This window comes from Acidovorax sp. (assembly GCF_016783915.1).
In the GTDB taxonomy this organism is placed as follows: domain Bacteria; phylum Pseudomonadota; class Gammaproteobacteria; order Burkholderiales; family Burkholderiaceae_C; genus Acidovorax.
In genome coordinates, this window is the sequence record NZ_JADHVT010000194.1 from 1 (window position 1) to 7,127 (window position 7,127).

General features: G+C 56.4%; 7 protein-coding genes. 4 read left to right on the plus strand and 3 right to left on the minus strand.

Annotated features, from left to right (window positions below):
* A partial coding sequence (locus tag ISS20_RS22170; protein ID WP_291439616.1) for an AAA domain-containing protein occupies positions 1-1,688 on the plus strand: 1,688 nt, incomplete at its 5' end.
* Here ISS20_RS22170 and ISS20_RS22175 read toward each other — a convergent pair.
* Positions 1,685-2,239 (minus strand): helix-turn-helix transcriptional regulator, encoded by a 555-nt coding sequence (locus ISS20_RS22175; protein ID WP_291439627.1) that lies wholly within the window; start codon positions 2,237-2,239, stop codon positions 1,685-1,687. The genes ISS20_RS22170 and ISS20_RS22175 overlap by 4 nt on opposite strands.
* 111 nt (positions 2,240-2,350) lie before the next feature.
* Between ISS20_RS22175 and ISS20_RS22180 the strand changes: the two genes are divergently transcribed.
* Genes ISS20_RS22180 through mobH form a run of 3 tightly spaced genes read left to right on the plus strand, consistent with a single transcriptional unit; the run spans position 2,351 to position 5,929 of the window.
* Positions 2,351-2,644 (plus strand): hypothetical protein, encoded by a 294-nt coding sequence (locus tag ISS20_RS22180; protein WP_147455736.1) that lies wholly within the window; start codon positions 2,351-2,353, stop codon positions 2,642-2,644.
* A gap of 15 nt (positions 2,645-2,659) precedes the next feature.
* Complete coding sequence (locus ISS20_RS22185; protein ID WP_291439618.1) at positions 2,660-3,136, plus strand: FlhC family transcriptional regulator; 477 nt, start codon at positions 2,660-2,662, stop codon at positions 3,134-3,136.
* A 3-nt stretch (positions 3,137-3,139) separates the two neighbouring features.
* On the plus strand, positions 3,140-5,929 hold the full coding sequence (mobH, locus tag ISS20_RS22190; RefSeq protein ID WP_291439620.1) for a MobH family relaxase: 2,790 nt from the start codon (positions 3,140-3,142) through the stop codon (positions 5,927-5,929).
* Between the two features lie 43 nt (positions 5,930-5,972).
* Here mobH and ISS20_RS22195 read toward each other — a convergent pair whose 3' ends face one another.
* Positions 5,973-6,413 (minus strand): transcriptional regulator, encoded by a 441-nt coding sequence (locus ISS20_RS22195; RefSeq protein ID WP_218297808.1) that lies wholly within the window; start codon positions 6,411-6,413, stop codon positions 5,973-5,975.
* A 60-nt stretch (positions 6,414-6,473) separates the two neighbouring features.
* A partial coding sequence (locus ISS20_RS22200; RefSeq protein ID WP_291439625.1) for a 3'-5' exonuclease occupies positions 6,474-7,127 on the minus strand: 654 nt, incomplete at its 5' end.

The window sequence follows — 7,127 nt, forward strand, 5'->3', positions numbered from 1 at the left end:
GTTTCAAGGCCGCACTGAAGCATGAAGCCGCGTGCCGCAAGCGGGTGTCTGAAGCCGCTGAAATGCCAGCAAAGATTGCCCAGCTCGTGTCAGAAGCACAGCAGGCTGAGTGCAGTTTGCGAGATACGGAAGTGGAGCAATTCGAATCTCGTGATTCGCTTTCAAAAGCTGAGATCCGTCTGTCTGAACTCAATGGTTCTCTTGCTAAGGCCGAGGAGCATGAATCACATGCCAGAGATGCCCTGGCACGGCATGAAGACTGCGCTCCCGGCCTGTGGCACACGCTGACTACCTTGGGTAAGGCGAGAGCCTTGTGGCGTTCCGATAGGGAGGGGCTGGTCACGAATCTCGATATCGCGAGGAGTTGGGTGACCCAATGGCGTGACCAATCTAGCCAATTGGAGCGCTTGATATTGGATCTGCGTGTCAGCGGAGCCCGTCTCAACTTGAGGGTTGGCGCTGCGACCGCCCATGCTTCAAAGCTCAGAACTCTGCGGGCGGAGCTTGAGAGCGATCTTGGTCGGGCGATGAATCAACTCGGGGGCGCATGGCTTGATGTTGACATGGACCAGGAGCAGCGTGAGCACGTAACGCCTTGGGGCGAACCAAGATGGCTGGCAGCGCGCGAGGAAGTGTTCCTGGCGGCTCTTGACCTTCATCGGGCTTTCTTCGAGGCGCACCCCGTACAGATGGCGGCCAATTTGGCTATCGCCTGTGACTGGCTGGCGGGCAAACGGGTTGACGGCAACCTCGTCGCCCCTGCGCTTGAATCGCTCTGTCTGGTAGTTCCAGTCGTGTCCGCCACGTTCGCCTCCTTCCCTCGAATGTTTGCGAAGGCGCCCCGTGAATCCATTGGCTATGTGCTGGTTGATGAGGGCGGGCAGGCCCAAGCTGCCCACGTTGCGTGCGCAGTGTGGCGGGCGCGTCGAACTGTCATAGTGGGAGATCCCCTGCAACTGGAGCCTGTTGTCACCGTACCCGAGGGCATAGAGTCAGAGCTTGCCCGCCACTATGGGGTGGACACGCCGTGGATGCCAAGCTGGAACTCGGCCCAGGGATTGGCGGATCTGTCCTCACGGTTCGGCACCTACCTTGGAACAGTCCCTGGAGACAGGCTGTGGGTCGGTTGCCCACTGCGTCTCCATCGGCGATGCGCTCCCGAAATGTTCCGTATCAGCAATGAGGTGGCCTACGATGGCCTGATGGTCTTCGGGACGCCCGCCCGAGGTGATGTGCCGTGGCCCGCTACGGCATGGTATGACGTGAAAGCTACGACCAGCGAAGGGCATTGGGTGGATGCTGAGGGCCAGTGCCTACAAACACTGATCGGGGATCTGCTGGAGCGGGGTGTAGCGAAAGACCAGGTGGCTTTGATTTCCCCATTCAGGGACTGTGCCGCTCGACTTCGCCGAATTGCCAGGGTCTTCGATCTGGATGCCGGTAAGGTAGGCACCGTCCATACGGCCCAAGGCAAAGAAGCTGATGTCGTGATCCTGATCTTGGGCGGAAACCCGAAGTCATCGGGTGCCAAGGCTTGGGCTGCAAGCAAGCCGAACCTGCTCAACGTTGCCGTGTCCCGTGGCAAGAAGCGGCTCTATGTGATCGGTGATCGAAGCCTGTGGCGCCAGCACAGCTATTTCAGTGTGATGGCGCATCAGCTTTCAGTTCAGGATGCGTACGTCGCCTAGTCGTTCGTTTCGTCAGTTCTGACAGGCGGTGGCAAGTCGCTGAATGGCTTGGACGCATCGGGCAGTAGATCCATGAAGTGGCTGTCCAACAGCTCCTGGAAACCCGATGGGGTAGGGGGCGGGAGTAGATCGACGGTATGGGGGGCTGCAGCAGCACGTTTGAGTTCTGCGTGCTCTCTTGCTTCAGCGCTGCGAGCGATGAACCCGCGAGCCAGCATTTCGTATTTTGAGGGGTCCAGGACGCGCAACCTCTCCAGAGTCCTGCACAACTCTTCGAGCACGTCATCCTTGGCCCAGTCAGGGGGCTCGTCAAGAGTCCAGAGCATTGGCTCTAGTCCAGTCAGGAGCCAATTGATGTTGACACCATGATTGCAGGCGGCTGCAAGAACTGCTGCGCCTGGAGCACTCATTCCAAGCTCGTATTTCCGATAGGTCGTCTTGTTGACTGACAACTTGTGGGCCATGTCATCCTGGGTCAAATGGACGGACCGACGCCACAAACGCAAACGCTTCCCAATCGCATCAGAGAGTTCTTTATTAGGGTTTTCCACAACTGAAAGATAGCTTATTTGCAACTTTTTGCCGTGGCTGGGTAGCAAAAAGGCGTGTTTCTTCGAACATTACGATACACTGCGAGCAAGATTTGTGAGTAAAGGTGAATCGTGACCCCAATCAAGGACGTTGCAGCATTGAACCGGATGTTCTTGCTGACCGCACAGCGCGTAGCTCGCTCTGGAACTGTCAATCTTGGCCCTATGGTGACTGGTATGTCCGAAGGTTTGCTAGAAAAAATCTCGACTATGAGCTTGGAAGAAATCGACAAACTCGCCAACGCCACGCCCATCACATTTTTCACAATGCGATTGGATGAAGAGTCGATGAAGCAAGTTTTGGACACGCCACCTTCAGCGGTGGGTGCATTGAGCGTTTCGGCGCTCGCCATGTCTGGTCGCTGATTCATTTTTTGCCCAATGCAACTCGCAAAGCTGGAGCAACTGCAGTACGCAAGAGAGCTGATTCAGGCAAAACTCAGACTCTCGATTGTTGCAGCGCTGACGGACCTCACACTCGAACCACTGCGCAAAATGTGGAAGGAAATCCACGGTGAGCGATCACCGAATGGAAAGCTGCCCGAATCAGCCCTTTCCTATGTGAAAACAGTGCAAATGGTGAGGAATTTGTCAGCAATTGTGCTTCTGCACCAGCGACTGCACAAGACAAAAGAAATACAGCCGCGAACACTGTTGCAGACTTGGCATGCTCACAACGCGCTTCTGGGCCAAGTAGATCCTTCCAACGTTCTCGACATAAATGCCGCGTACTACGCGCTCCGAGACGTTCGCTCTAACTTGCTGACTGTCATGCAGTGCAATAGCTGCCGCATCAGCTATATCTATGACCGAGAGTTGAGCCTGACCTCTCACTGTCCGTATTGCAAGGGCGAGTAGGCGATGCAGTGGTTCAAGAGTCTCTTCACCCCTAAAGCCCCCGTCACTCCCAAAGCAACCCCGATACCGGCTGCAGTCGATTTCGAAGTGCCCCGCTATCCGCCCTTTATGAAGGGGTTGCCGACCATCGAGCCAGAGAGGTTGCTTGCGCAGCATCCTGAAATCCTGGCGCACTACAAGCGTAGCGTCATCGTCACTCCTGAACAGTACGAGCAGTTTTACATCGGGGCTCTGCGACGATTCGCTGCTTACGCACACCTCCTGCCTGCGTCCCAGACCCATCACCATCGTGGTGCTGGGGGGCTCTTGCGCCATTCGATGGAAGTCGCTCTGTGGTCGCTCCAGGGCGCGGACAACATGCTGCTCAGCATGGGGAAATCGCCAGCCCAGCGAAGAGCCATAGAGCCACGCTGGCAACTCACCGCATTTCTGGCAGGCCTATGCCATGACGTAGGCAAGCCCGCGACCGACATGACGATCACGGATAGTGATCGCAACATCACATGGAAGCCCCTCACTGAAGATCTCTATGAGTGGGCAAAGCGGAACAGCCTCAAGGCCTATTTCCTCGACTGGCGACCTGGCCGGGGAAAGCAGCATGTGTCTCTGTCGAATTTATTGGCCGAGCGAATCATCGGGCCCGAAGCCCTGCAGTGGATCGATGAGGGGGGCACAGAACTGGTCGTGTGGCTGATGGAAGCCCTGAGCGGGAATCCTGGCGCGACCAATCCACTGTATGACCTGGTGATCAGGGCCGACTCATCTAGTACCGAGCGCGATCTCAAGACCATGGGTGTAGCAATGGCTGGCTACGAGCTGGGAGTGCCCATCGAGCGCCATCTGATGGATATCATGCGCCGCCTGATCAAAGAGGGCATCTGGCAAGTCAACGAGTTGGGTGCGCGCGTCTGGAACATCAATGGTGGCATCTACCTTGTCTGGCCAGCCTCTGGTGAAGAAATTGCAGCCAAGGTGCGCTCCGATGATCTGAAGGGGTTCCCCAGAACACCTGACGGCATTCTCGACATGCTGCTCGAACGAGGCCTTGCCTTCGTCCGTGAGACCGGGGAGGAGAGATTCTGGAGAATTGTTCCTGCGGAACTTGAAGCCAAGATCCCCAACAAGTCTCTGGTCTGCATTCGATTGCGCGATGACGCAATGATCTCGTCTACCCCGATTGCCGCTGTAGCAGGGCGGCTACTCAATGGCGAGGATGAAGAGCCCTGCGGGGGGGGCGCAGAAGCTGATGCCCCAGAAGAACACACCTCACCAGTGCATGCAAGGGCCAAGCAGGACGCTGCAGGAGCAGTTCGCGATCCTCTGGCACCACCACCAGACGGTCAGGCCAATGGCGCTGCGGGATCTGTAAAAACCTCAGTAGAGGCAATCAGAACTGCCACCAAGTCCACGCCCGACTCACCAGCGGCATTGACCACGGCAGCTGCACCAGCACCAGCCGAAGACTGCGAGACCCCCAAGCCACCTCTGCGTAAGCTGGACATCGACCCCGAAACTGGGGAGATTCTTGGAGTCGAAGCAAGCCCTGGTGAAGGTGGTAAGAAGCAACCGAAGGTGCGCCAGGTGCAAAAAGTCGGTTCGACCGATTCGCCAATGGCCATTTCGAAGCCAGTTGGAGTGAAGCTGAAATCAGCTGCAACCGAAGGTGCGGAAAAGGTTCCTGAGTTAACTGCACCCGCCGAAGCCACTGCTCCTGAAGCCAACGGCACTGAATCGACAAAGAAGAAAAAGCGCAAGAAGGGCAACTTCACCCAACCACCTGAACTGGAGTTCTCCGGCTCAGTTGGCGAACTGTTCTTGGCTCTTGCAGACGATCTGCAGACAGGTGCGAAACAGTGGGGTGTCGATGTACGCGTGGACGAGCAAGAGATGGTTCTTCTGCGCTGGCCTGGCTGCTTCGCAAATTACGGTTTGACAGCAAAGACCATCCTTGACGAGTGCGGAAAGAATGGCTGGATCTGGGTTGACCAGGACATGCCGTTCGTCAAACTCGTGGACTCCAAATTTCAGGGTGAAGACAGCAAGGCCTTGCGGTTGATGCCAGAACCTGGTGACGCTCTGCTTTATCACGCGAAGTACAACCCCGATCTACACAGCAACCCTTCCGTGAAGGGGCGGGCCGAACGTCAGGATTCCCCAGGCGAGGCAGATGCGCTTCCACCAGTTGAAACAAATGAGGCTGCGCCCTCCGAGCACGATCAGTTTGAAAAGATGTCTGCACGACACTCGGAGCCCCAGGTGCAGGCCAAGGAAAAGGTCGTGTCTCGACCAGAGAGTTCCGGTCAACTCCCATTGTTGGACGGTTCGAAATCTGAAGATCGCAAAGAAGCGCGGTCAGAGAAGTCACCTGTAACTCCAAAGCCGCGAAAGGCTGCTCAAGCAAAAGCCGAAATCGCTTCCAATCAAGCGCGAATCGCGGCAAGTGCTCCGCAATCAATGGCTCCCAAGAGCCAGGCAACGGTCAAGCCAACCTCCCGTCAGCAGGTCACACCTGAAGATGCAATCCCCGATGATTCTGCTTCACCACTTGGCACTCTCGATCCGCGCGTTGCGGCAGTCTTTGGAGTTCTGGACGGATGCGCTGCGGACAAAGTGGAAGATGGGTGGCGCTACATCGACCGGATAGAGATGCGTAGCGCGGCACTCGCCGCTGGTATTGCGAAGGACCGGAAGGGTCTCAACGTCATCATTGAAGCCAACGCCAAAATATTCCAGGTGAAAGGGCAGCACATTCGCTACAAGCCCGCAGCCGCTGGATCGGCTGTGCAGGCCTGAGATTTGGGCGAGGGAGAACTACCCCACCCAGATCTAAGAGCCTCTATTCGGGGCTTTCACCTTCAGTCAACAGGCGCTTTGCTTGCCGTTTGCCCAAAGCCAAGACGGCATGAATGCGCTCATGGTGCATTTTTCGAGGGAATGCTTCCTGAGCCTCCCATCGACGCAGGGTCAATGGGCTCACGTTGAGCAGAATAGCCATCTCCGCGACCGTTAGGGACAGAGCCTCACGTTTGGCCACCAGCGCCTCAGTCGAAACGCCTTTGCTTTTTGTTGCGACCTTCGGTTGCTTTGGTTCTGGTGCTGGAAGACGGCGAACAGTCAGCTTCACTGTTCGTTCCAGCTCGTGCAAGGAGCGTTTCAGTGAAGCAATTTCCGACCGCTGAGAACTGACAGCTTTCCGCAGATGGTCCAATTCCTTCTTGGATTCCTTGCGGGCAATGCGTGCAATTTCAGTTCGGAATGCCTCGTTGAAGGCTGTCATGTGCGGTCCTTTGCTGTGTGGGACCACATCTTAGCGAAATGGTAGTGCGCGGATCGGGTGTCAGAGCCCCGCCTCTTCCAGGAACCGCGACTCCATACCGTCTTCCATTGAGCTGGAGAGGATAAGCCGGGATCGGGCGCGCGTCATGCCGACATACATCAGGCGCCGCTCTTCCTCTTCAGTGGAATCAGTGTGGGGAAGGTTGCCTTCCTCGCATCCAACGATCCATACATTGTCGAACTCCAGGCCTTTCGAGGAGTGCAAGGTGATGAGCTGGACAACGCCACTTTCGACAACCTCTTCGGTAGCCTGGGCCCGCTGCAGCCTGGAGATCCTCTGGGCCAATGTGCCTGTCACACGCTTGTCCGTAAGACTCGACTTCACTGATTCCAACATCTTCTTCAGTGACTCTCGGGAGTTGTCGCGCACGAAGTCGAGCACGCCACATATGGCCAGATTTACCCTTTGTCTGCTGGACTGGTACTTCCAAGAAATCATCCCCTCACGAAGAGCCAAAGTCTTCTTCCGGGAGTGGTCATCAGGTGCTGAGTCATACGCCTCCGTGAGCTTTTCAATGCATGTCCCACGCTTTGCTGAAAACCCGTTCAACCAGGAAAGTGATACACCGCAATGCGCGAGTGCTTGGCTTGCGCCTAACCACGAGTTGTTGTCAACGGAGCGAAGGAGCGATAGCACGACAAGCCCAACGCCATG